Annotated in this window: 23 protein-coding genes; 20 read left to right on the top strand and 3 right to left on the bottom strand. The window is 60.5% G+C overall.

The genetic code is table 11. The features are described 5' to 3' along the window. Positions 1-34 precede the first annotated feature (34 nt). From ruvA to ACUIAG_RS02210, 10 genes are all read left to right on the top strand, one after another. On the top strand, positions 35-646 hold the full coding sequence (gene ruvA, locus ACUIAG_RS02255; protein WP_101432363.1) for a Holliday junction branch migration protein RuvA: 612 nt from the start codon (positions 35-37) through the stop codon (positions 644-646). Between the two features lie 3 nt (positions 647-649). After that, positions 650-1726 carry a Holliday junction branch migration DNA helicase RuvB gene (gene ruvB / locus ACUIAG_RS02250; protein WP_445340026.1) on the top strand — a complete coding sequence of 359 codons (1077 nt, stop codon included), beginning with the start codon at positions 650-652 and terminating at the stop codon, positions 1724-1726. 66 nt (positions 1727-1792) lie between these two features. Further along, entirely contained in the window at positions 1793-2389 is a 597-nt protein-coding gene (locus tag ACUIAG_RS02245) for a preprotein translocase subunit YajC (RefSeq protein ID WP_445340025.1), read from the top strand. Positions 2390-2496: 107 nt separating this feature from the next. Then, a complete protein-coding gene (locus ACUIAG_RS02240) occupies positions 2497-3081 on the top strand; it encodes an adenine phosphoribosyltransferase (protein WP_045936110.1) in 585 nt (194 codons plus the stop codon). Between the two features lie 22 nt (positions 3082-3103). Next, a complete protein-coding gene (gene sucC / locus ACUIAG_RS02235; RefSeq protein WP_313841980.1) occupies positions 3104-4318 on the top strand; it encodes an ADP-forming succinate--CoA ligase subunit beta in 1215 nt (404 codons plus the stop codon). Continuing rightward, positions 4315-5238, top strand: a complete 924-nt coding sequence (gene sucD / locus ACUIAG_RS02230) for a succinate--CoA ligase subunit alpha (RefSeq protein WP_445340024.1) — start codon at positions 4315-4317, stop codon at positions 5236-5238. Before sucC ends, sucD begins: the two co-directional genes overlap by 4 nt. Continuing rightward, positions 5235-6611, top strand: coding sequence for a cell division protein PerM (locus ACUIAG_RS02225; RefSeq protein WP_445340023.1), 1377 nt, complete (start codon positions 5235-5237; stop codon positions 6609-6611). Before sucD ends, ACUIAG_RS02225 begins: the two co-directional genes overlap by 4 nt. A gap of 52 nt (positions 6612-6663) precedes the next feature. After that, the gene (gene purH, locus ACUIAG_RS02220) at positions 6664-8265 is read left to right on the top strand and encodes a bifunctional phosphoribosylaminoimidazolecarboxamide formyltransferase/IMP cyclohydrolase (protein ID WP_445340022.1); all 1602 of its coding nucleotides are present in this window, start codon (positions 6664-6666) and stop codon (positions 8263-8265) included. A 131-nt stretch (positions 8266-8396) separates the two neighbouring features. Next, positions 8397-9770: an NAD-dependent succinate-semialdehyde dehydrogenase gene (locus ACUIAG_RS02215; RefSeq protein WP_445340021.1), complete on the top strand. Its 1374-nt coding sequence runs from the start codon at positions 8397-8399 to the stop codon at positions 9768-9770. 133 nt (positions 9771-9903) lie between these two features. Then, entirely contained in the window at positions 9904-10251 is a 348-nt protein-coding gene (locus ACUIAG_RS02210) for a hypothetical protein (protein WP_024627736.1), read from the top strand. 6 nt (positions 10252-10257) lie between these two features. On the opposite strand, the gene ACUIAG_RS02205 is transcribed toward ACUIAG_RS02210, so the two are convergent. Beyond that, on the bottom strand, positions 10258-11532 hold the full coding sequence (locus ACUIAG_RS02205; protein WP_445340020.1) for an MIP/aquaporin family protein: 1275 nt from the start codon (positions 11530-11532) through the stop codon (positions 10258-10260). A 170-nt stretch (positions 11533-11702) separates the two neighbouring features. On the opposite strand from ACUIAG_RS02205, the gene ACUIAG_RS02200 reads away from it, so the two are divergent. Both ACUIAG_RS02200 and der read left to right on the top strand, forming a co-directional pair. Next, positions 11703-12476, top strand: a complete 774-nt coding sequence (locus ACUIAG_RS02200) for a pseudouridine synthase (protein ID WP_045924410.1) — start codon at positions 11703-11705, stop codon at positions 12474-12476. Beyond that, a complete protein-coding gene (gene der, locus ACUIAG_RS02195) occupies positions 12473-14581 on the top strand; it encodes a bifunctional cytidylate kinase/GTPase Der (protein ID WP_445340019.1) in 2109 nt (702 codons plus the stop codon). Before ACUIAG_RS02200 ends, der begins: the two co-directional genes overlap by 4 nt. A gap of 217 nt (positions 14582-14798) precedes the next feature. Here the strand turns inward: der and ACUIAG_RS02190 are convergent, their stop codons facing one another. Both ACUIAG_RS02190 and ACUIAG_RS02185 read right to left on the bottom strand, forming a co-directional pair. Next, entirely contained in the window at positions 14799-15527 is a 729-nt protein-coding gene (locus ACUIAG_RS02190; protein ID WP_445340018.1) for an SdpI family protein, read from the bottom strand. Between the two features lie 10 nt (positions 15528-15537). Then, a complete protein-coding gene (locus tag ACUIAG_RS02185; protein WP_101432353.1) occupies positions 15538-15876 on the bottom strand; it encodes a metalloregulator ArsR/SmtB family transcription factor in 339 nt (112 codons plus the stop codon). Positions 15877-16187: 311 nt separating this feature from the next. Here ACUIAG_RS02185 and ACUIAG_RS02180 point away from each other — a divergent pair, with 311 nt between their 5' ends. The 8 genes from ACUIAG_RS02180 (at position 16188) to ACUIAG_RS02145 (ending at position 23817) form a co-directional block, all read left to right on the top strand. Next, positions 16188-16835 (top strand): HAD family hydrolase, encoded by a 648-nt coding sequence (locus tag ACUIAG_RS02180; protein WP_445340352.1) that lies wholly within the window; start codon positions 16188-16190, stop codon positions 16833-16835. Positions 16836-16955: 120 nt separating this feature from the next. Next, positions 16956-17579 (top strand): endonuclease III domain-containing protein, encoded by a 624-nt coding sequence (locus ACUIAG_RS02175; protein ID WP_445340017.1) that lies wholly within the window; start codon positions 16956-16958, stop codon positions 17577-17579. 250 nt (positions 17580-17829) lie between these two features. Beyond that, positions 17830-18870, top strand: coding sequence for a zinc-dependent alcohol dehydrogenase family protein (locus tag ACUIAG_RS02170; protein ID WP_445340016.1), 1041 nt, complete (start codon positions 17830-17832; stop codon positions 18868-18870). Positions 18871-19185: 315 nt separating this feature from the next. Then, complete coding sequence (locus tag ACUIAG_RS02165; RefSeq protein ID WP_445340015.1) at positions 19186-19917, top strand: ABC transporter ATP-binding protein; 732 nt, start codon at positions 19186-19188, stop codon at positions 19915-19917. A 32-nt stretch (positions 19918-19949) separates the two neighbouring features. Further along, positions 19950-21338 (top strand): hypothetical protein, encoded by a 1389-nt coding sequence (locus ACUIAG_RS02160; RefSeq protein ID WP_445340014.1) that lies wholly within the window; start codon positions 19950-19952, stop codon positions 21336-21338. Between the two features lie 280 nt (positions 21339-21618). Continuing rightward, positions 21619-22152, top strand: a complete 534-nt coding sequence (locus ACUIAG_RS02155; protein WP_445340013.1) for a ClbS/DfsB family four-helix bundle protein — start codon at positions 21619-21621, stop codon at positions 22150-22152. 208 nt (positions 22153-22360) lie between these two features. Then, positions 22361-22957: an RNA polymerase sigma factor gene (locus ACUIAG_RS02150; protein WP_445340012.1), complete on the top strand. Its 597-nt coding sequence runs from the start codon at positions 22361-22363 to the stop codon at positions 22955-22957. A gap of 14 nt (positions 22958-22971) precedes the next feature. Beyond that, entirely contained in the window at positions 22972-23817 is an 846-nt protein-coding gene (locus tag ACUIAG_RS02145; RefSeq protein ID WP_445340011.1) for a hypothetical protein, read from the top strand. Positions 23818-24055: the final 238 nt, after the last annotated feature.

The raw sequence follows: 24055 nt of genomic DNA, 5'->3' as shown, positions 1-24055 counted from the left end.
GAACAGACGTTCGATTTCATCGAGGGGTGATCAAGTGCTGGCAATGCTGACCGGGCGGGTGGCCGCCATCGAAACGGGCTCCGCCGTCATCGATGTTTCGGGGGTGGGGTTCGAGGTGCGCATGCCACAGTCGGACCTGGCCTCCATGCGGGCCGAATCCACGGTCACTGTCTACACGGCCCTCTCCCTGACCCAGGACGCGCTGACCCTCTACGGATTCCTCAGCCGCACGTCGAAATCCCTCTTCGCCCAGCTGCAGAAGGTCAGCGGCATCGGACCGCGCGTGGCCCTGTCCATACTCGCCACCCTGAACTCGGACCAGCTGGCCCAGGCCGTGGCCGACGGCGATGCTGCGGCCCTGTCCCGGGCGCCCGGCCTGGGCAAGAAGGGCGCTCAGAAGATCATCCTCGAGCTCTCCGGCAAGCTGGATCTGGATGCCGGCACAGGCCGACAGGGACCCGCCCAGACCGACGACGGCGCCCACCAGGTGGTTGAGGGACTGATCTCCCTGGGCTGGCTGCAGCGTGATGCCGAGCAGGCCGTGGAGCAGACCTGCAGCGAGGGCGGCTACACCCTGCCCCTGCAGTCGGCCGACATTCCCAAGGTGCTCAAGCAGGCCCTGACCCGGCTGGACAGGGGGCGCTGACCCATGGCTGACAAGCAGATGACCACCGGGTACATCGACTCCCAGAATGGCGACGCCCAGGAGGAATCCCTGCGGATGGTCTCGGCCAGGCCCATCGAAGGCGAGCCGGTCAGCGACGAGGAGCTGCGTCCTGAAACCCTGGACGGATTCATCGGACAGCCCCGGCTCAAGGCCCAGCTGGGCCTCTTCCTGAAGGCCGCCAAAAAACGTGACGTGGCCCCGGACCACATCCTGCTGGCAGGCCCTCCAGGCCTGGGCAAGACCACCCTGGCCATGATCGTCGCCCACGAGCTGGAGGTGCCCATCCGCGTCACCTCGGGCCCGGCCGTCCAGCATGCCGGCGACCTGGCCTCCATCCTGAGCTCCCTGGAAGCCGGCGAGGTGCTCTTCATCGACGAGATCCACCGCCTGCCCAGGGCCGCCGAGGAGCTGCTCTACATCGCCATGGAGGACTTCCGGGTGGATGTCATGGTGGGCAAGGGCCCTGGAGCCTCCTCCATTCCGCTGACCCTGCCCAGGTTCACGGTCATCGGCGCCACCACCCGCGAAGGCATGCTGCCCTCGCCCCTGCGGGCCCGCTTCGGCTTCACCGCCCACCTGGACTTCTACCCGGAGGAGGAGCTGGAGAAGCTGGTCGAGCGGTCGGCCAAGGTCCTGGGCATCGTCCTGCATGATGACGCCGCCCATCAGCTGGCCCTCCGCTCCCGAGGCACGCCCAGGATCGCCAACCGCCTCCTGCGCCGGGTGCGCGACTGGGCCATAGTCCACGATCTTCCCCAGGTCGGCCCTGACGATGTCAAGCAGGCCCTGTCCCTCTACCAGATCGACTCCGAGGGGCTGGACCGTCTGGATCTGGCCGTCCTCAAGGCCATCGTCAACAGTTTCGACGGCGGTCCCGTGGGCCTGAACAACCTGGCCGCCATGGTGGGCGAGGAGGCCGAGACGGTCGAGACGGTCTGTGAGCCCTACCTGGTGCGCGAGGGCTTCCTGATACGCACACCGAAGGGGCGTGTGGCCACCACCAAGGCCTGGGAGCACCTGGGCCGCAAACCGCCCGAGGATGTCATGAAGCTGTTCTAGACTGGGGTCTTCGCAGCAATGCATATCGCCGTTTGATACCCGCCGAAACAAGGAGTGGAAACAGCCATGGGATCCATGATTTTCATGATCGTCATCATCGCCCTGATGATCGCCATGATGTGGGGAAGCTCCCGCAAGAGCAAACAGCAGCAGGCCGCTGTCCAGGACTTCCGCCAGTCCCTGCAGCCCGGTGACGAGGTAGCCACCACCACGGGCCTTCTGGGCAAGGTCGTCTCCGTGGACCTGGAGAAGGAACAGGTGGTCATCGACTCCGAGGGTTCGCAGTCCCGCTGGCGCATCCAGGCCATCACCAAGCCGCCCATCGTTCCGGCATACATCCACGATGACGAGGTTGACGAAAACGGCAACCCCCTGCCCGAGGACGCGGATGCGCCCGCCGAGGTCACCGCCGCTGAAGAAGACGACAAAGCCAGCGACAATACCGACGGTGAGGAAACCGCCGCCGATGATGCTGCCGCCCAAAACTCTGCCGCCTCAGAAGGCAAGGATGATGCCGAGGCTAAGTCGGATACCCAGCCGGAGCCTGAAGACGCATCGGACAAGGAAGAGACTGCTGAGAAGTCCGATGACACCGACGAATCGGATGCGTCCAAGGCTGCCAAGGCTGCCAAGACTTCGGATTCGACTTCCACCAAGTCCTGAACCTCATACGCGCGCCACACCTCCCGTCAGGCTGACTCCGAACGGAAACGCGGCGCGCGTATGATGGCCCCGCAACCACTTCCAAGGAGCAAAACAGAAAGAGGATCATGGCTCAATCGGACGATATCAAGGTTGGAGAACTTAAGCAGGTGGGCGATGATGACGCCGCTTATCTGATCTCATTGATCCGTACCATTCCGGACTTTCCCAAGAAGGGGATCCTTTTCAGGGACTTCATCCCCGCCATGTCGGATCCCAGAGGGTTGGCCATCATCCTCGACGCCATGAAGCGCACCCTGCCCGTCAAGCCGGAGGACTTCGACCTGGTAGCCGGGCTTGAGGCACGCGGCTTTCTGATCGGCCCCCAGCTGGCCACCGATCTGGGCAAGGGCTTCCTGCCCATGCGCAAGGCCGGCAAGCTCCCCGAGCCCACCTACAGCCAGGAGTATGCCCTCGAATACGGCAACGCCCGCATCGAAATCGAGCGGGGCTCCCTGCGCCCTGGCCAGCGGGTCCTGATTGTCGACGACCTGATCGCCACCGGCGGTTCCGCCCAGGCAGCGGCACGTCTGGTGGAGCAGGCCGGGGGCCAGGTGGCCGGTTTCAGCTTCGTCATGGAGCTCAACGGTCTGGACGGTCGCAAGGCCCTGGGTGCCTACCCGGTCACCTGCCTGATGAACATGCCTGCCTGAGCACGATTGGGGGACCTTCACCATGGATTTGTACGAATACCAGGCCAGGCAGCTGCTCGCTGAACATGGCATCTCCCAACCCAGGGCCGTCTATGCCTCAACCGCAGAAGAGGCCGGCCAGGCAGCCGACGTCATCGGCTACCCCTGCATGATCAAGGGCCAGGCCACCATTGGCCATAGGGGACAGGCCGGAGCCGTCAAGCGAGCCGAGAATCACGATCAGGCCGTAGCCTTGGCCGAGGCCATCCTGCCCATGAACATCGATGGCCATCCAGTCAGCGGGATCCTGGTCACCGAGGCACGCAACATCCTGCACGAGTACTACCTGTCCATCTCGGTGGACCGCACCTCCCGGGACTACGATGTCCTGGCCACGGCCAGCGGCGGCACCGAGGTGGAAACCATCGCCCGCGAGCACCCTGAATCAGTCCGGCGCCTGCACATCGGCCCCCTGGAGGATTTCGACAGGCAGGCCGCCCGCACCATGGCCGAGCGCATCGGCTTCTACCATGCCGATCTGGAGCAGGCTGCGCAGATACTTCTGGGCATGTGGCACACCTTCCAGGACAGCGACGCGACCCTGGTCGAGATCAACCCCCTGGCCAAGGTGGGCGACCCGGACGACGAGGCCACCAAGCACCTGGACGCCCTCGATGCCAAGATCTCCCTGGACGGGAATGCGGCCTTCCGGCACGACGGCTGGAAACGGTTCACGGACCCGGCGCAGGTCGACCCTCTGGAAGCCAAGGCCAAGGCCGCTGGCCTGCACTACGTCCATCTGGACGGCCAGGTAGGCGTCATCGGCAACGGCGCAGGACTGGTCATGAGCTCCTTGGATGCCGTGGCTGGGTCAGGGCGCCGGCAGGGCGTTCCTGTTGGACCCGCGAACTTCCTTGACATCGGCGGCGGCGCCTCGCCCGAGGTCATGCGCACCAGCCTGGACGTGGTCCTCTCCGACCCCAAGGTCCGTTCGGTCATGGTCAATGTCTATGGAGGCATCACCTCCTGCCAGCAGGTGGCCCAGGGCATCCTGGCAGCCGTGAACGCTGCGGGCGAGCAGGACCAGAACGACGACCGGCCCATCGTGGTCCGCTTCGACGGCAATGAGGCTGCCGAGGGACTGGACCTGCTGGCCAAGGCCCAAGAGCCTCGGCTCAAGGTGGCCCGCACCATGGAGGAGGCGGCAGACCAGGCCGTGGCCCTGGCCGCCCAGGCAGGAAAGGAGACGGGACGATGACCCTCTTCATTGAAGACGGCGCCCCCGTCATGGTCCAGGGCATGACCGGTCGCCAGGGCATGGTCCACACGGCCCGCATGATGGCGGCAGGCACCAACATCCAGGCTGGGGTCAACGCCCGCAAGGCCGGAATCACAGTCGACTTTGACGGCCCTGACGGCCAGGCTCGTCATGTGCCCGTCTACGCCGATTGCACAGCAGCGCGGCAGGCGACCGGGGCTCGTACCTCCGTGGTCTTCGTCCCGCCCAGGTTCGCCAAGGACGCCATGGTCGAGGCCATCGAGGCCGGCATCACCCTGATCGTGGTCATCACCGAGGGCATTCCCGTGGCCGATACCGCTTACTGCGTGGCCCTGGCCAGGGAACGCGGCTGCCGCATCGTCGGCCCCAACTGCCCGGGTCTGATGACCATGTCCGACCGGCCCAACGGCGTCGGCGCAGACCTGGGCATCATCCCGCAGGGCATCGCCGGTCGCGGCCCGCTGGGGCTGGTCTCCAAGTCCGGCACCCTGACCTACCAGCTCATGGGGGAGTTGTCCTCCATCGGTTTCACCGCCTGCCTGGGCATCGGCGGCGACCCCATTGTGGGCACCACCATGCTGGAGGCTCTGCAGGCTTTCAACCGCGATCCCGGAACCAAGGCCTGCGTCATGATCGGCGAAATCGGCGGTTCGGCTGAACAGGAGGCCGCCCGCTGGGCCTCCACCCACATGACCAAGCCCATCGTGGCCTATATCGCCGGCTTCACCGCCCCAGAGGGCAAGCAGATGGGCCACGCCGGAGCCATCATCTCGGGCGGCAAGGGCACAGCTGCAGACAAGAAGGAAGTGCTTGAGTCCGTCGGCATCCAGGTGGGCACTACACCCGGCGAGACCGCCCGGCTGACACTCGACCTGCTACGGGAGCATGCCATCATATGACCGACAGGGTGAAAGTATGGCTCCGGGGGGCCCTAGAGGCCTTCCTAGCCATACTTATCTACACTGTCGCCCTCGGCGCCTGCATGGCCCTGCTCCTGCTCATCATCTCCATTGAAGAGGGCGGGCCATCACTGTCCATGGCCACCGTGGCCCTGACAGAAACCATCACCCTGCTCACCCAGGGCTGTGGATTCACGGCCGGGGCCTTGACCCTGACCATCATCCCCCTCCTGCTGACCGGCCTGCTGATCTGGATGATCCGCTCCCTGGTCAGTCGGCTGGGCATGTCCGTCGGCGGCTGCATTGCCGGCCTGGTCGTCTGGGTGCTCTGCAGCCTCATCCTCATGCAGGGCAGCCAGACCGTCCAGGTGGACACCACCCCGGTCATGCTTTTTCGAACCAGCCTGGTCTTCCTATTGGGTTACGGCTGGGCCTGGGTCCGCTCTGAACCGTTCCGCCAGGCTTTCACCAAACGCATTCAAGAGGTTCTGCCGGTCCAGGTCCGCAGGACCATCCGGCTCGGGCTCACGGCCGGCTTGATCCTCCTGGCCGCCATGCTGGCCGCCGGCCTGATCGCCCTGATCGTCTGGATTGTTCTCTATCACGGAGACGTGGGCCGCCTGTTCAAACTGACACGTATGGGCACCGCCTCGGCTGTGACGACCAGCCTGGCCTCCCTGGCCTGGCTGCCCAATCTGATCATCTGGGCTGCCTCCTGGCTCTTCGGAAGCGGTTTCAACATCGGCGGGTTGGCGACCTTCACCCTTTGGTCCGGACACGCCTCAAGTCTGCCCTCGCTGCCCCTCTTCGGGCTGTTCCCGGAGCCGGTCTCCCGGCAGGAGATTCGTCTGCTCCTGCTCAACCTGCCCCTGCTGGCCGGAGTGGTTGTCGGCATTCTCTTGCTGACCGGGCCATGGGGTGTCAGAATTCACGCCGCTGTGCGCCAAGCAGGTCTGAAATCCCGGGATACTGCAGTCTGCTTCCTGATGGCAACCCTGGCCATGGTCCTGGCCTGGATGGTCGCCCTGCTCGGTCTTGCCCTGCTTTTCCAACTCTCCAACGGGGCCCTGGGCCGCCAGCGACTGGCCGGAGTGGGCGTGCCCATAGCCTCCTCCCTGCGCATGATCGGAACCTCCCTGGGGGTCGGCCTGCTGGGAATATGGCTGCTGGCACTTGTCATCGCCGCCCTGATCATCATCAAGGACATCCTGATTGACTATCTGCGCCAGGCAGACGCCAAAAAAACTTCCGCCCAGGCGGAAAACAAGAAAAAACACAACCAATCACGCGGTCAGGAGGGAAAGGAGCCCAAGGCAACCGACCGAGCAGACACACCACGACAGGTCTCGTCCACCCGCAGACCAGGCAAGTAGGTCCGAAGGTGGCGGGGCGCCTCGGCATTCAAGCATAGGAGTAGGAGTTTCCATGGTCACCACGAATCGAACCATCAACCGAGCGCTGGTCTCGGTCTACCACAAGCAGGGCCTTGAGGCCCTGGCATCGGCCTTCCGCCAGGCAGGCACCGAGGTCGTCTCCACCGGCAGCACCGCAAAGAAGCTGCAGGATCTGGGCGTCCAGGTCACCCCGGTGGAAAAGGTCACCGGTTTTCCCGAGAGCCTTGACGGCCGGGTCAAAACCCTGGATCCGCACATCCACGCCGGGCTGCTGGCCGACATGACCAACCCCGACCATGTCCGGCAGCTCAAAGACCTGGACATTGCCCCCTTCGACCTGGTGGTGGTCAACCTCTATCCCTTCGAACAGACCGTCCTCGAAGGCGCCGACGCGGACCAGTGCCTGGAGCGCATCGACATCGGCGGACCCGCCATGATCCGGGCCGCCGCCAAGAACCATGCCAGCGTGGCTGTGATCACCGACCCGGACGACTATGCCCTGGCCGCCGATCGCATCGCCTCCGGCACCGGTTTCAGCCTGGCTGAGCGCGGACGTCTGGCTGCCAAAGCCTTCGCTCTGACAGCCTCCTATGATGCGGCCATCGCCGAGTGGACAGCTCGCACATGGGTTGACGACAAGCAGGACAAGGCAGAGGATCAGAAACCAGCACAGGCGATGACCCGCACCTGGCGTCTGGCCAACCAACTGCGCTACGGGGAGAACCCCCACCAGAAGGCCGCCCTCTACCTGGACCCGCTGGACCGGGACGGCTTCGCTGCGGCAGAGCACCTGGGCGGGGCCAAGGAAATGAGCTACAACAACTATGTGGACGCTGACTCCGCATGGCGCTCGGTCTGGGACTTCCCCGACCTGCCCGCAGTGGCCGTGGTCAAGCATTCCAACCCCTGCGGTCTGGCCGTGGGGGAGGACATCGCCCAGGCCCACCGCCGCGCCCACGCCTGCGACCCCATGAGCGCCTATGGCGGGGTCATCGCCGCCAACCGCACGGTCACGCTGTCCATGGCCCAGCAGATCAAGCCGGTCTTCACCGAGGTGATTGTGGCACCAGGCTATGAGCCCGAGGCCCTGGACCTGCTGCGGACCAAGAAGAACCTGCGTATCCTGTCTGTGCAACGCCGCCCGCGTCAGCGTCCGGTCATTCGTCCCATCGACGGGGGAGCCCTGGTGCAGACGCCCGACCTGATCGACGCCCCGGGAGACAATCCCTCCACCTGGCGTCTGGTCTCCGGCAACCCTGCCGACCAGGCGACCATGGATGATCTGACCTTCGCCTGGCGGGCCATCCGCTCGATCAAGTCCAACGCTGTGCTCCTGGCCAACCAGGGTGCCACCGTGGGCATCGGCATGGGCCAGGTCAACAGGGTGGACTCCAGCCATTTGGCCGTGGAGCGGGCCAATACCCTGGACGAGGGCCGCAACCGTGCCAAGGGCTCGGTGGCCGCTTCCGATGCCTTCTTCCCCTTCGCTGACGGTCTGGAATATCTGATCCAGGCCGGCATCAGGGCCGTGGTTCAGCCAGGAGGATCCATCCGTGATCCCGAGGTGATCAAGGCCGCCCAGGATGCCGATCTGACCATGTATCTGACTGGTACCCGCCACTTCTTCCACTGATAAAACCGGACCCTGCGGCCGAATGTCGCCCTGCGGCAAATTCCTTGACCGTGGGGTCCAATGCGGTGATATGCTGAAGGAACTGACCAGCGATGATGCTGACTAGGTACCCATAATTCGAAGGAGATATTGTGACCTATCAGACAGTCAATCCTTTTAACAACCAACTGATCAAGACGTATCCAGATGCCACCGACGAGGATCTGGAGAACGCCTTGGCCCGCGGCCATGACCTCTACAAGACCTGGCGCAAGCAGGAGGGCCCCGGTGACCGTCCCGCACAACTGCACCAGGTCGCCAAGCTCTTCCGTCAGAACGAGGATACCCTGGCAGCCAACATGACCCTGGACATGGGCAAGCTGGTGGGCGAGGCCCGTGCCGAGGTGGAGCTGTGCGCGGACATCGCCGACTACTTCGCCGATCACGCCGAGGAGCTGCTGGCTCCCGTCCCCCTGGACAACCCCGCCGGCAAGGCCTACTACGTCAAGCAGGCCACCGGCATCGTGTTCATGGTTGAGCCCTGGAACTTCCCCTACTACCAGATCATGCGCGTGTTCGCCCCCAACTTCATTCTGGGCAACCCCATGATCCTCAAGCACGCCTCCAACGTGCCCGGCTCGGCTGTGGCCTTCGAACAGACCGTAAGAGAAGCAGGAGCCCCCGAGGGCAGCCTGACCAACCTCTTCGTCAACTATGACCAGGTTGACCGTGCCATCGCCGATCCCCGCGTCTCTGGCGTGGCCCTGACCGGATCGGAGCGCGGCGGCGCCTCGGTGGCCAAATCGGCTGGAGCCAACCTGAAGAAGTCCTCCATGGAGCTGGGCGGCAACGACGTCTTCATCGTCCTGGATGACGCTGACTGGGATCTGCTCAAGAAGGTGGCCCCAGGCGCCAGGCTGACGAACGCTGGCCAGGTCTGCACCTCCTCCAAGCGCTTCATCGTCACGGAGAACCGCTACGACGACTTCGTCTCGCTCATCGTCGACGCCTTCTCGCACGCGGTTCTGGGCGATCCCAGCAACCCCGAAACCACGCTGGCCCCCATGTGCATGGTCTCCGCCCGCGACAACCTGGCCAAGCAGGTCGAAACGGCAGTGGCTGGTGGAGCCAAGGTCGCCTACGGCAACAAGCCCTACGATTCGCCGGGGGCCTTCTTCACCCCGACGGTTCTGACGGACATCGACCGTGACAACCCTGTCTACAACCAGGAGATGTTCGGCCCTGTGGCCTCCATTTACAAGGTGGCCAACGAGGATGAGGCCATCGAGCTGGCCAACGACTCCAGCTACGGTCTGGGCGGTGTGGTCTTCTCCTCGGATACCGACCATGCAGATGCCCTGGCCCGCCGCATCGAGACCGGCATGACCTTCATCAACGGCGGCTGGGTGACCATGCCCGAGCTGCCCTTCGGAGGCATCAAGAACTCCGGCTACGGCCGTGAGCTCTACAGCCTGGGCTTCGACACCTTCGCCAACGAGCACCTGATCTTCCAGCACAAGAACTGATCGGACTGCTCCGGCTCCTTGTTGAAAGAGCGACCGTGCCATCATCGTTTCAGGGCGATGGCGGCACGGTCGCTTTGCGTCAACAGCACTGGTAGGCTCGAACCGACAGAGCATGTGCGGAAGGCAGGAGAACATGGCAGACGCGGCTAAGACCGAAAACCCGAACCTCAAGCCCCCGCAACCGCCCAAGACTTCTGGTCGAGGCCACCCCTTCGTCTCGGAGGCTCAGGAGGGTCGCCCTATCTGCGAGGCCATCATCTTTCTCGTGGTGCTTGTCGCCGCGCTCGTGGCTTTCTGCGGATACACATGGGCCGCGACTGGACTGGTGTCCGTCGCGGCCCTGGTTTGCGGTGCCCTGCGTCTGATCCTCAAGGAACGCAGCCCCTGGAAGGTGCGGTCGGTGCCCTTCGATGCCTTCATCAGCATCGCCCTGGGCATCGGCCTGCTGGTCACCTACACCAGCATTCAGCTGATGCTGTGACCCCTCTCAGCCTTCAGTAGGCTTGTCTTCGGATTGATCGTCACTGTCTTCTGTTTCCGAAGCAGTATGAAGGGGCTCGACCTGTAGATCGGGAATGGTTCCTGCATTAGCTGGGGCAACAGCATCCTTTCCAGCATCAGCATCCTGCTCTGCATCGGAATCGGATAGAGAAGATACATCGACGGTCTGAGCAGTGGTGTCTGCAGGGGCGGCCGTGTCAGTTGTATCAGCAACAGGGGTTTGAACCGGAGCAGAAGATGCCTGGGCCGATTGATCCTGAGCCTGGGCACCGGCAGGAGCAAAGGCTTCACCCTGAGCATCCGGGCCCGCCTGAGCCTGGGCACCGGGGGCAAAAGCATCAGCTTGTGCTTGTGCCTGAGCATCTGCATCCACCTGTACAACTAGCTGCGCATCAGTAGCGGCACCCATGGCACGCATGGCCATGTTGTCGGTGACGATGCTGGTCATGATGATGACCAAGGCCACCAGAGAGGCAGCCAGCAGGGGGCAGATCCAGAAGAGCCAGAGCTGCGAGATCGGGCTGACGGCCATGTGCTTGGACTGGGCGAAGATGGCGATGCCGGTGGAACGAGCCGGGTTCAGTCCCGAGCAGGTGATGGGGTAGGTGACCAGCACGCCGACGCCATAGGCCAGCCCGGTATAGAGAGCATGGTTGCGGCGGGCGCGGCCGTCGGAGCGCAGGGTGGTGATGGCCGCAGCCACCACGATCATGCAGCCGATCAGCTCAACCACGATGGCCATGGGCGCCCCGAAGGCGATGTGCTGCTGGCCCAGGGTGGCTGCAGCGGGTGATCCGCCGGAAAAACCGTTGACCGAGAACATGAGCCAGGTCCTGTCCGGCACAGATTTGCTAACCGGGATAAGGGCGACTGCGAGTGCACCGGCGCCAATAGCGCCGATCACCTGGGCGACGATGTAGATCAATCCGTCCACCATGCTGATCTGCGAGGTGAACATGGCGGCCACGGTCACGGCGGGGTTGAAGTGGCCGCCGGAGACGCCGCCCAGCATGGCCGTAACGACCAGGTAGGTCAGGGCGGTTCCCAGGACCGGCAGCACCACGCTGGGCTGGCCCATGACCAGCTGGCCGAAGCTGTAGGACAGGTAGATGACCGCGCAGATCAGGAAGGTGCCCACCAGCTCTGCGGCCGCACGAATCCACCGAACATCACGGGGCCTGATCCGCCTGCGGACGGGCTTTGCGGCAACCTGCCCGTCGGCCTGTTCGAGGACCGGCTCAGCACTTGCTTCCATAGTCATGTTCCCCACCTTGCAATCCCTTCGACGACAATGAACAACAACAGTTTCTAGCTTAGGGCAAGCCAACAACACTTCCCTAGGCTCCGATATAGTATGATATGACCTTTCGGCGGCTGCGGTCGTCCAGAACGTCATCCGTTACATATCTATCAGGCCACGTTGGGAGAACGATGCCACATCCATACACACAGGCGATCAGAGCGCGCGAACAGGGGGAGGAGGGCATCCGCCTCCAGAAGGTGCTGGCCCAGGCCGGATTCGGCTCTCGTCGCAAATGCGAACAGATCATCACCCAGGGCAGGGTCGAGGTCGACGGCAAGCTGGTCACCACGCTGGGCAGCCGGGTGGACCCCTCCCATCAGCAGATCCGCGTGGATGGATCCCGCATCCATCTGAACGACAAGCATGTCACCCTGGCCCTGAACAAGCCCCGCAAGGTCCTCTCGACCATGGACGACCCCAAGGGCCGGTTCACCCTGCGCGACATCATCGGGGACCGTTACGAGCGCGTCTTCCACATGGGCAGGCTGGACTATGACTCAGAGGGCCTGATCCTCATGACCGACGACGGGGAGCTGGCCCAGCACGTCATGCACCCGCGCTACGAGGTGGAGAAGACCTATATTGCCACGCTCAGCGGCCACATTGGCGGCAACGTCTGCCGACGGCTGGTCACCCAGGGGGTGGAACTGGACGACGGCCTGATCCGGCTGGACCATTGCGCAATCATCGACCACAACCGCGAGCACACCATCGTCAAGGTGGTCCTGCATTCGGGCAAGAACCGGATAGTCCGGCGCATCTTCGGGGCCATCGGCTACCCGGTGACCCGGCTGGTGCGCACCCAGATCGGCCCCATCCGGCTGGGTGAGATCCGTCCTGGCTCCTACCGGGTGCTCTCTGCAGCTGAGATCAAGGCCCTGGATAAGGAGGTCGGACTGTGATCACCGTCGCCATCGATGGCCCTGCGGGAGTGGGCAAGTCCTCCACCTCGCGGGCCCTGGCCAAGCATTTCGGACTGGCCTACCTGGACACGGGCGCCATGTACCGGGCGGCCACCCTCTGGTGCATGGACCGCGGGCTGGACCTGGATACGGACCAGCCCGACCAGGAGGCGATCACTGAGGCCGTGGCCGATTCCATCACCGGCGGCCACCTGGTCATGGGACTGGACCCCGAACATCCCAGAGTCAGCCTGGATGACCGTGACGTGGATGAAGCGATACGCTCCACCAGGGTCTCCGAACACGTCTCCGTGGTCTCTTCGATTCCAGCCGTGCGCCATGTCCTCATCGCCGCCCAGCGGGCCATCATGGACGACCAGGAGCGCGGTGTGGTGGCCGAAGGACGGGACATCACCACCGTAGTGGCCCCGGATGCCCAGGTCCGTGTGCTGCTGACAGCCCGTGAAGAGGTCCGTCAGGCCCGCCGCAGCGGCCAGGCTCAGGCTGGATCAGCAGGCGCCGAGGATCTGGCTGCCCGGGATGCCCGGGATTCCAAGGTCACCTCCTTCATGAGCGCCGCCGATGGGGTGACCACCGTGGACAACTCCGATCTGACCTTCGAGCAGACCCAGAAGGTCCTGATCGATCTGGTCTCCTCGGCCATGGAGGAGGAATCCTACGACGAGTATGCCCGCAACCTGGACGACTATGAGCTGGATGAAGAGGACCGAGCCCTGCTGGAGGGAGGCTCCGAAAACCAGGATGACCAGGACCATGGCCCCAAGGCCGTGGGCGTGCTGGCCGTGGTGGGAAGGCCCAACGTGGGCAAGTCCACCCTGGTCAACAGGATTCTCGGCCGCCGTGCTGCCGTAGTCGAAGACACCCCTGGCGTGACCCGGGATCGTGTCAGCTACGAGGCTGAGTGGGCCGGCACCCAATTCAAGCTGGTGGACACCGGTGGATGGGAGAGCGATGTGGAGGGCATCGAATCCGCCATCGCCTCCCAGGCGCAGGTCGCCGTATCCCTGGCTGATGCTGTCATTCTGGTCGTGGATGGCCAGGTTGGGCTGACCGCCAGCGACGAGCGGATCGTCACCATGCTGCGGGCCGCGGGCAAGCCGGTCGTCCTGGCCGTCAACAAGCTGGATGACCGTATGGCCGACTACACCGCATCCGAATTCTGGAAGCTGGGCCTGGGAGAACCCTATGCCATCTCCGCCATGCACGGCCGGGGGATAGGTGACCTGCTGGACGCCGCGCTGGAACAGCTCAGCAAGGCCGAGAAGACCTCGGGATTCCTCACCCCGGAGGGCCTGCGCCGGGTGGCTCTGGTCGGGCGGCCCAACGTGGGCAAGTCCTCCCTGCTCAACCAGCTGGCCCACGAGGAGCGGGCCGTGGTCCACGATGTGGCCGGCACCACCCGTGACCCGGTCGACCAGGTGGTCCAGGTGGACGGCGAGGACTGGCTCTTCATCGACACCGCCGGCATCAAGCGCCGCCTACACAAGATCTCGGGTGCCGAGTACTACTCCAGCCTGCGCACCCAGGCGGCCATCGAACGCTCGGAGCTGGCGCTCATCCTCTTCGACGCCTCCCAGCCCATCGCCGACCAGGACTTGAAGGTCATGAGCCAGGCCGTGGATGCGGGCCGGGCCATCGTCCTGGTCTTCAACAAGTGGGATCTGCTGGACGACTTCGGCCGTCAGCGTCTTGAGCGGCTCTGGCAGACCGAATTCGACCGGGTCACCTGGGCCGAGCGGGTCAACCTGTCCGCCAAGACCGGCTGGCACACCAACCGGCTGGCCAAGGCCATGCGCACTGCTCTGGAATCATGGGACAAGCGCATACCGACCGGCAAGCTCAACTCCTTCCTGGGCAAGGTTCAGGCCGCGCACCCGCATCCGCTGCGGGGCGGCAAGCAGCCGAGGATTCTCTTCGCCACCCAAGCCTCCACCAGACCGCCGCGTTTCGTGATCTTCGCTACCGGCTTCCTGGAGCACGGCTACCGCCGCTATCTGGAACGCTGTCTGCGCGAAGAGTTCGGCTTCGAGGGCACTCCCATCCAGATCTCCGTGCATATCCGCGAGAAGAAGAAGCGCAAATAAAGAAGGTCCCTGGGCCGGTTCTTTAGTCGGCCCAGGGACCTTGCCTTCTCGACTAGACGGCCTTGTCTGCAAATCCTTGTAGAAAGAACTGTGTTTCTGGACATTTGTTGTATTTAGGGGACCTCCAAATCCTTCCAAAAGATTCAGACAGTCCCCATTGCGTATATGCAGATCTGTTATTTGCAGTCTCCTTCAAGCCACTCATTGCATATAAGCTCTAACGGTGGTAGACAGGTCCGCCCTGCCCGGCATACTTTCTGCCAGCGTATGAACCATAGGCACATATGAGTACAAGGACGATTGCCAGAGCGGTTCCACAGATCCAGTAGAGCCTGACTCCGCTATAAGCCAGGGCGGCCAGGATCATGACCACGCCCAGAATCATGAAGACCACCCCGCCAAACTGCTGACAACGGCGCCAAGCCTCGCGGCTGGCGTAGGCACCTGGCACTCGAAAACCGCTGATGCCGTTGGGTCTGGTTTTAGGAGCAAGATTGCCGATGACTATGAGAGTCAGACCGGTCAATAGCATGGCGACCTTATCGATGCCGAAATCCGTCGGCCACCAGCCCCAATGCGGATCAGCAACAGCTATTTCGAACAGATCTAAAACCGCGAAAATAATCTGCATGCATAGACCACCAAGCAGAAAAACGGTCAAGGTATGCCCCGCTTCATCACCACGTTTAATCAAATATGCGCGCAGGACGAGCATGAGGATGGTCCAAATCAGCGCAATGACCAGAAAGAAGCAGGGCATCCAAACCAGCTCCTGGGGAGAACCCCAGCGATCCACCTGGTTCTGTGCATTCCAATGAAGCGGGACGTTTTCATTCGGCAGACGATTGACCACTATGCGGCCTACGCCCAGCATGATTATCCCCGGCAACCACTGAGCCGCGACAAGGGTCGGGACGAACCGACCCGCTTTGCTGCCATCCGCCATGAGAGTCTCCTTAGGACTCGGAAACCGCCGTCGAACCAGTTTCCTTGCTCACAGTCCGCGGCTCGGGCAGACTTCTCTTGTCGCTGGCGCTGGTCCGCAGGCGGTAGAGCCACTGAATAGTGCTGTCCAGCACACTCAGATTGAGTTCGTAGATGACCCTGGTGCCCTGCTTGTGGCCGACAATCAGGTCTGCTTCTTTCAACTTCCGCAGATGATAGGACAGCTTGGATGGCGTCATTCCCAGTTTTTCGGCCAGGCGTCCCGCCTCCATGCCGCCCTGCTCCAAAAGATCCAGCACACGACGACGCAGGGGATCAGCCAGAGCCGCTGTTGTTTCTTGAATAGCCATAAGTCTCCTTTTTCGATGATTTTCTCTAGTATTTGCATGCTAACATTGTTTCAACCAATATTGTATATATTCTTCAACTTTTATGTGCTTTTCGCTCGCTGAGCGCAAAATAATTGACAATCGCTGAGATTAATAGCTTGCATGGCAATATTAAACTGTTGAACTTACCTACTTTTCTGCAGCCAAGGCTGATCGGGGAGGGCCTTGGCTCTAAGCCGCTGGGCAGGTCATGCTCTTAGGTCATGCTACTATGAAGAACTTCGACAGACAGGAGAACGTGCGGCGTGGGCGAAGATAGAACAAAAGTCAACATTGGCAAGGCCGCCATCTTCGATCTCGACGGCACACTTCTGGATTCAATGGGAGTCTGGAAGCAAATCGACCAACGTTTCTTTGCTCGCCGCAACATCCCCATGCCGGACGATTACGCATCTGTGGTGGCCTCCATGCAGACCGGTGCCATCGCCAGATACACCATCGACCGCTTCCACCTTGACGAGCGCCCAGAAGATCTTGTGGAGGAGTGGAACGAGGACGCACTCCTGCTCTACGCCACAGCTGTGCAGCCCAAACCACATGCACTCGATTACCTGCAGGCGCTAAAAGCCAGCGGTGCCGCCCTGGCTGTGGCAACCAGCCTCCCTCCGCGCCTGCGACAGGCTGCTCTGAAGCACGCTGGGATGACCGATTGTTTCGACCAGGTCTGCAGCGTGGATGATGCCAAAAGCATCGGCAAGGAGGAACCGGAAATCTACCTGTTGGCTTCACGGATGCTGGGCGTCACGCCCGACCACTGCACAGTGTTCGAGGATCTTCTGGTCGCCGTCGATTCCGCCAAACGCGCTGGGATGAAGGTCTGGGCCATGTACGACCAGTCCTCGGCCAAGGATTGGGATGCCATCCGCTCTGAGGCCGATGGCGCTATCACTGATTTCGCCCAGGCGCCTGCCATTCTCTGACTCGCTCCGCACCGGCTGGAGCCAGCTGTTACCATGAAAAGCGTCAAGTAGTTTGATGGAGGCGTTATGGGCAATTCAGGCAGGATAAATGCCGGTTGCTCAAAGTGGCTGTATTCACGTTTGCTCGCTCGCCTGGGATTGCAGAATTGGTGGCCGGCAGAGACCGACTTCGAGATGATGATCGGAGCGGTGCTGGTCCAGCATACAGCCTGGGGGAACGCGGCCATGTCCATCGAGCAGCTGCGCAAGGCCGATCTGCTCAACCCCTGCAACATGGCCGACGTCGATCTGGCAAGGCTGACGAACTTGATCAGATCAAGCGGCTTCATGAAGGCCAAGGCACGCACATGCAAGGCCCTGGCTCAGTGGCTGCTGGCTCACGGCATCCGCACGGCCGATGTGGAGGACTGTGCGGATGAAGGTCTGCGTGACGACCTGCTCACCATTGCCGGGATTGGACGCGAGACGGCGGATGTCATACGGCTCTATGCCTTCGGCCAGCGCTGCTTTATCTGGGATGCCTATGCACGCCGGATGCTGGACGGTCTGGGTTGGGCCTCCTTGCGGTCATACCAGGAGGGTGAAGAGTACGAGGCGGATTTTATTCAGGTTGATCAATGGCCACTCAACGATCTGCGTGAATATCACGGGCTGATCGTCCAAGCAGGCAAAAACCATCGCAACCCCCAGACCTACGCTGCCTTCCTTAAGGAACTTGGCGGTCATGAAAGCTCTTCCAAATGAGTTGATCCCTTGAGATTCGGCCGAATCACAAGGCATATGACGGTATTCCGATACGGCACCCCTATAAAGCACCTATATATGGCTGCATCTTATGACCGTATTCCCGTGTGACAATCTTGTCCGCACCTCTGTGAATCGCGCACAATAAGGATTTGACTTGACTTCGAGCGGATTGGACTCCGTAGACTATGTTTCATCCGCATACTTGGCAGACGGATCCGCCAGGTAGTGAAGAATGGGGAGCAGGAGCATGAAGACAGCAAAGTTTGTGAAGCCAGGCCGCATCGAGCTGGAGGAAGCACCGATGCCGACCATCGAAAAGCCCGGAGATGCTGTGATTCGGGTCGTCCGGGCCTGCGTGTGCGGATCCGACCTGTGGTGGTACCGGGGGATTTCCTCAATGCCCGCAGGCAGTCACGTAGGGCACGAGGCCATCGGCCTGGTCGAAAAGGTGGGCTCGGATGTCACTCATATCAAACCTGGTGACTTCGTCATAGCACCCTTCACCCATGGCTGCGGGCACTGCGCGGCCTGCAGGGCCGGCTTCGACGGTGACTGCCTTGATCCGGACAGGCGGGGGAGCGGCGGCTATCAGAGCGAGTATCTGCGATTCACCAACGCGGACTGGGCCTTGGTGAAGATTCCAGGCCAACCTGAGGACTACAGCGACGACATGCTCGACTCCCTGCTGACCCTCTCCGACGTGATGGCCACCGGTTATCATGCAGCCGCTACAGCCCAGGTCAAAGATGGCGATACGGTCGTGGTCATGGGCGACGGAGCGGTGGGTCTGTGCGGTGTCATAGCAGCCAAGCTGCGTGGGGCCGAACGCATCATCGCCATGAGCCGGCATGAGGACCGCCAGAGGTTGGCGCGTGAATTCGGGGCCACTGACATCGTGACTGAACGTGGAGATGCTGCTGTGGGGCAGGTCATGGCCCTCACCGACGGAGCCGGAGCCGATGCGGTCCTGGAATGCGTGGGCACCGAACTGTCCACAGATACCGCCGTCAGGGTGGCTCGGCCCGGCGCAGTGGTCGGCCGGGTCGGCGTACCGCAGCAGGCCACCATGGACACCTCTAAGCTGTTCTGGCGCAATGTCGGGCTGCGAGGAGGCACGGCCGCAGTCACCACATATGACAGGCATCTGCTACTTGACCAAGTGCTCAAGGGCAGCATCCAGCCAGGCAAGGTCTTTACCCAGCGCTTTGCCCTGGATCACATCCAGGAGGCCTATGAGGCCATGGACCAGCGCACCGCCATCAAATCCCTACTGCTTGTCAGCGAATGAGCCTGCAGCAGTAATCAGCTGATCCCCGGCGCTGCTGACATTACCGGTGGCGCCGCGTAAGCATGCCTGCCTGAACATGCCTCTTATTCCGAAAGAATCAGGGCCGAGTCAGGGATAATTCAGGGTAAATCAGGGTATTTCATCCCTTCTTTCGCTGATATCAATGGAAGTGACTGATGACGACAAGGATGACCGTCATACAGGGTCAAGCGACGAACGAGGGCACATGACATCCGCGAGGCGAATCAGCATTACTGAGCGTAGATGCCTCGGTCTGGAAGGTCGTCGATGATCATCCAAGGGAAAGATGCAACTATGAATAACCCCAACCTAAGCGTGAGCAGAGGCCCGACACCAACGATTGAAGCTACGGGGCTGTCCATGGTGGTCTCCCCGCGCCGCGGCGATTCGCTGACCATTCTCAATGACATAGCATTCACTGCGTATCCGGGGGAGATGACCGGCATCATAGGGCCGTCAGGCAGCGGCAAATCGACGCTGCTGTACTGCCTGGCTGGGCTGGAGAAGGCCACTAGTGGCAATGTGCTTCTGCTGGGCAAGGACATAACCCGTCTGGGGCTGTCGGCAATGACCAAGTTCAGACGCCAGCATCTAGGCTTCGTATTCCAGTCCTACAACCTGATCACCAGCATGACAGTCGAGCAGAATCTGGCTCTGCCATTCACCCTTCGCGGATCCCGCTTTCCCAGAAAGACGGCGGATTCCCTCTTGAAGTACTTTGGCCTGATCGATCAGAAAAAGAAAAGCGTCACCCTGCTGTCGGGCGGCGAGCAGCAACGTGTTGCCCTGGCCCGCGTCCTGTTATCCGACGCAGACGTGGTATTCGCGGACGAGCCGACTGGCGCCCTGGATCAGGAATCTGGAGAAAAGGTCATATCGGTGCTGAAGGACCTTGCCAACCACGAAAAGAAAACCATCGTATTGGTGACGCATAACAATGAGGTGGCGGGTCAGTGCGATCGGCTGTTTGCCGTGCGCGATGGCCGTATCAGCCAGTCATTCTCTGCGAAAGCGCCCATGGCATGAGAGGCGCTCTGTCCGAACTCAAAGCAGCGCCCATGGTCTGGAGCGCCGTCTTGCTGGCCATGGTCGTATCCCAGACTGTCATCTGCTCCCTCATCGCGGTCGCCGCAATCATTGATCAGGACTATCAAGGTCCGGAGCAGGAACTTGGATCCTCATACACTGGTCCCGCCTTAGCCTTCAGCGTGATCATCACCGTAGCTGTGCTGCTATGGGTCATGAACTCAGCACTGAATCAACGACGGCATCAACTGGCGCTCATGGTTTTGCAAGGCGCTCTGCCTTGGCAACTGCTGGCCTGGAATCTGCTGATTGTCATGGGATTATGCATCCTGTCTATTGCAGCCACCTGCCTTTTGCTGCCAGTGATTACACCCTTAATCTTCGCCATGGTGACAAATCCACTCGATTTGCATTTGACATATGCCAGCAGCCACCTGTTCAATTCGCTGGGCAAGGGCCTCGCTTTCAGCGCTGCGCCCATCTTCATAAGCACCCTGTTGACTATCCGTTCGCTCTCGAAAATACGACCAATGGAAGCCCTCAGGCAATCCCAGAACCCGCCAAAGCGGATAGGCGTCTTCCGCTTCCTCCTGGGAATCGTATGCTTGATTGGCGCGGGCTGTATGTTGCTGATTCCAGCTTTCGCACTTGCAACTAACCCTCCTGCAAGTCAGATGAGCAGCAATGCCGCTGCGGATCGGATGACGGTATTTCTCGCCTTCGCCATGGGCGGCATGTTCCTCCTGATATTCTCGCTGGCAGCTTTCGCACCATACTTCCTGCCCGGCTTCACGGCGATATGGACGCGTATTGTGGCGTTGCCATCCAGAACCTGGAGGCTGGCAGGCCAGCAGGCTGTCGGCAGCATACAGCGCCAGGGAGCGGCGATCATCCCGATGACTGCAGGTCTGTCATTGCTGATGACCGTCGGCGGAGGGTTGAGCACGATGATCACCACCATGCAAGTCGCTTTGCCCCCCACACCAGACAGCACTGTTCCGGCGACCGCAGACATGTTTGCGAGTCTCCTGGCGCTCACTGGACCGCCACTGATCATCGCGATAACAGGTGCAATTGCAGGCACCTTGATCACTTCCAAAGGCAGAGGACTTGATCTGGCGCTGACCTACGTATCAGGTGCCGGAATCGGCCAGCTCAGAGTATTGGGCGCACTTGACGGCATCATCACTATGATTACCAGCACACTGTTCTCCCTGGTCATCACCTTGCTCTGCACCTCATCCCTGACCTTCATGCTCTCGCGCTTCATGGGCAAAGCACAGATGAGCGTGCAATGGGGCGCTTGGATTGTAGTGGTGCTCATCGCATCCGTGCTTGGTGCCGCAGCCACAGGAATCCAAGCCCTGACCACCAGATTCGAGAACTCTGTCAGCGTCATATCGCATGCCATAGGCGAGTAATAAAGTCCTGCTGTATGCACCCGAATACATATTTGCGCCAATGCAGCCTGCCGACCTCTGCCATTCCTTTATGCCCCTTGTTAAATAAATTAAGTCGGTATATGCAGCGCTCGGCTTGATGAATTTGATTGGTAGGTGCAACTGTAAGCACTTGAGTTCGCGACGATTTCCTACACGCGAGCATTTGTAAGGCTCATATAGGGTACAGTCGATGACAAACCGAGACAGGTGCCGATGAACCAGTCAAGCCTTGTCAACAACAGACAAATGGAGGACCGTCATGGTGCGACCTACCACCAAGGAAGAACTCATCAAGGCGGCTGATGATGGCTTCGACAAAATCATGGCGCTGCTTGAGCCGCTAATACCCGAAGAACGCAATGGCCGCTTTTCCTTCGACCTGAGCAAGGAGAAGGGGGCCCATTGGGCACGCGACAGGAACATCAAGGACGTGCTCGTCCATCTCTACGAGTGGCATCAGCTGCTGTTGAACTGGGTGGAGGACAACCAGCAGGGCAGGACCCACGACTTTCTTCCTGACGGCTACAACTGGCGCAATTACGGCGAAATGAATGTGAAGCTGCGGGACAAGCATGATGACACCACCTACGATCAGGCTCTGGACCTGTTTATCGAATCCCATAAGAAGGTCATGGCCCTGGCGCAATCGTTCACCAACGAACAGCTGTTCACCAAGGGCGCCCTCCCATGGACCGGAAACTCTACCTTGGGCTCCGCCTTCATCTCTTCGACCTCCAGCCATTACGACTGGGCCCTGAAGAAGATACGGAAGTACTTGAAAGGACGCAAATAAGCGCTAGGACACCTACGCCTGATAAGAAGTTGCTTGATACGCAGACGTTAAGGAATTGTCTTGCGACGGGATTCACAGGATGGGCGACCCTAAAAGCAGCATCCCAGTATATTCGTAATAGCAATGGAGCATAACCGCGATAACCGCTTGCATAACAGTATGCAGGACGATATCCAGAATGTAGACAATACGGAGAAGGACATCATCAGTGAAAAGATCTCGCATTGATCCAGATGCTGATGATATAAGGCTGATCAAATTGGTGGCCGCTGAGAATGAATCGGCCTTTGAAGCGCTTTACAAGAAGTATGCCCATACCGTCCAAGCCTTTATTTCCTTGCGAATATCCGACGATGAGGATGCCAGTGAAGTTTTTGCTGACACATGGCTGGGCTGCTGGCGTTCCTCAAAAACCTTCCGCACAGACAGCAAGGTGCTCACCTGGATACTCAGCATTGCCCGGCGGCAAATTTATATGAAACGTCGCAAACCGAAACCACCTGACCAAATGGATCAGGCGGAACTTGACTCGATAACCGATGATCAGCTGGAGCCTGTAGAACTGGTCAATAAGGATCTGACGATGGAAATAATACGGCAAAGGATTGATGCACTCCCAGCAGAAATGGCCTATACGGTGACGCTGGCCTGGCTCCACGAGTTACCCTACACGGAAATAGCCTCCCTGCTCGACGTCCCGGTTGGGACTGTGAAGTCTCGCATTGCTCGGGCAAGGCAGATCCTGCGCCCACAGTTGACCGACCTCGCTCCTGTCAAAACCCATAAAGTGCCGAGCCAGAGATAATTGAAGGGGTGATTATGACAGACCGATATAAGAGCACAAGCCCAGACAGCACAGGCCCAGTCACCGAAGAATACCGGGGTGAAGTTCAAGAGGCGCTTAGGGAAAAAGAGCAGAATGCACAGCCGGCGGTTCCGGCTTTTACTAGCGTAATGAAGGCCATCCACCAGAAGCCGTCGCTGGCAACGGATCAACCGATACCATTCATGCGTCGAGTGCGTTCCTGTGGCCCGCTTGTTCTGGCACAATTCCGCCTCATACCGCGATATATCTTACTGGTGGAAATCGCGATAGCAGCGTGCTCGGTTTTAATCAGCAACCTTATGCAAGGTGCGCGTTACGGCAGTCTCGGTACGCATATCTTTTCAAATATGCTCATGCTCAACATGGCACTGACCATGATCCTGGTCTTTTCCATTAAAGATGATCGTGAATTAATGCTCAGTATGCCCCTGGGACCTCAAGTTGTAGTAGCTACTAGGCTATTGTTGGCCTTTATCTCCAATATTGTCGTCGGGGGAGCAGCCTCATTGATTGTCACTGCGATTAACCCTGGAATAAGGCCCCTGCCGGTTATTGCCCAAACGATAGCCCCCATAACACTCCTGGCGAATATCGTGGCCCTCTTATGCATATGGCAATGCTCTTGGATTGCACTACTCCTAGGGATACTTGCACCACTAATGAGAACTTTGCAGAACTTGAGGTCATCATTTTTCCTACCGGCATGGGTCAATTCGGCACCCACTACCGCCGCAGCCTGGGCAGGGTTCATCCTCGTTACAGTGGGACTCCTATCTGCTGTTATCCTTACATCCCCTCTTGCCTGGCATACTCAACTCGCCGGTGGAGATAAAAATTAATGAACCTTTCCATCCTCTCTCGCTACTAACTAAGCAGACGGAACGAGCAGCGAGCAATGTCTGGCGGCAGCCGAGGCCAAAACCAGATATGAGGAAGGTGGACGAGGTTGGCTTTCGTAGGTATACAGCTCAAGAGGCTTTATAGGCTGGTATTGCTGCCATTCATACTGACTGCAGGTGTTCTTCTTGCGGGCTTCTTACTGGAGGGCATTTGGTCATTGAGCCGCATACGGCCAGT

Source organism: Bifidobacterium sp. ESL0825, from assembly GCF_052606465.1.
The sequence above is the reverse complement of the archived record's forward strand: the minus strand, read 5'-3'. Positions and strand labels throughout refer to the sequence as shown.

What these genes read in the sequence shown, in the direction of transcription:
- ruvB (WP_445340026.1), top strand. Translation starts at nt 650, where the DNA reads ATGGCTGACAAGCAGATGACCACCGGGTACATCGACTCCCAGAATGGC.
- ACUIAG_RS02245 (WP_445340025.1), top strand. Translation starts at nt 1,793, where the DNA reads ATGGGATCCATGATTTTCATGATCGTCATCATCGCCCTGATGATCGCC.
- ACUIAG_RS02240 (WP_045936110.1), top strand. Translation starts at nt 2,497, where the DNA reads ATGGCTCAATCGGACGATATCAAGGTTGGAGAACTTAAGCAGGTGGGC.
- sucC (WP_313841980.1), top strand. Translation starts at nt 3,104, where the DNA reads ATGGATTTGTACGAATACCAGGCCAGGCAGCTGCTCGCTGAACATGGC.
- sucD (WP_445340024.1), top strand. Translation starts at nt 4,315, where the DNA reads ATGACCCTCTTCATTGAAGACGGCGCCCCCGTCATGGTCCAGGGCATG.
- ACUIAG_RS02225 (WP_445340023.1), top strand. Translation starts at nt 5,235, where the DNA reads ATGACCGACAGGGTGAAAGTATGGCTCCGGGGGGCCCTAGAGGCCTTC.
- purH (WP_445340022.1), top strand. Translation starts at nt 6,664, where the DNA reads ATGGTCACCACGAATCGAACCATCAACCGAGCGCTGGTCTCGGTCTAC.
- ACUIAG_RS02210 (WP_024627736.1), top strand. Translation starts at nt 9,904, where the DNA reads ATGGCAGACGCGGCTAAGACCGAAAACCCGAACCTCAAGCCCCCGCAA.
- ACUIAG_RS02205 (WP_445340020.1), bottom strand. Translation starts at nt 11,532, where the DNA reads ATGACTATGGAAGCAAGTGCTGAGCCGGTCCTCGAACAGGCCGACGGG.
- ACUIAG_RS02200 (WP_045924410.1), top strand. Translation starts at nt 11,703, where the DNA reads ATGCCACATCCATACACACAGGCGATCAGAGCGCGCGAACAGGGGGAG.
- ACUIAG_RS02190 (WP_445340018.1), bottom strand. Translation starts at nt 15,527, where the DNA reads ATGGCGGATGGCAGCAAAGCGGGTCGGTTCGTCCCGACCCTTGTCGCG.
- ACUIAG_RS02185 (WP_101432353.1), bottom strand. Translation starts at nt 15,876, where the DNA reads ATGGCTATTCAAGAAACAACAGCGGCTCTGGCTGATCCCCTGCGTCGT.
- ACUIAG_RS02170 (WP_445340016.1), top strand. Translation starts at nt 17,830, where the DNA reads ATGAAGACAGCAAAGTTTGTGAAGCCAGGCCGCATCGAGCTGGAGGAA.
- ACUIAG_RS02165 (WP_445340015.1), top strand. Translation starts at nt 19,186, where the DNA reads ATGAATAACCCCAACCTAAGCGTGAGCAGAGGCCCGACACCAACGATT.
- ACUIAG_RS02160 (WP_445340014.1), top strand. Translation starts at nt 19,950, where the DNA reads ATGGTCTGGAGCGCCGTCTTGCTGGCCATGGTCGTATCCCAGACTGTC.
- ACUIAG_RS02155 (WP_445340013.1), top strand. Translation starts at nt 21,619, where the DNA reads ATGGTGCGACCTACCACCAAGGAAGAACTCATCAAGGCGGCTGATGAT.
- ACUIAG_RS02145 (WP_445340011.1), top strand. Translation starts at nt 22,972, where the DNA reads ATGACAGACCGATATAAGAGCACAAGCCCAGACAGCACAGGCCCAGTC.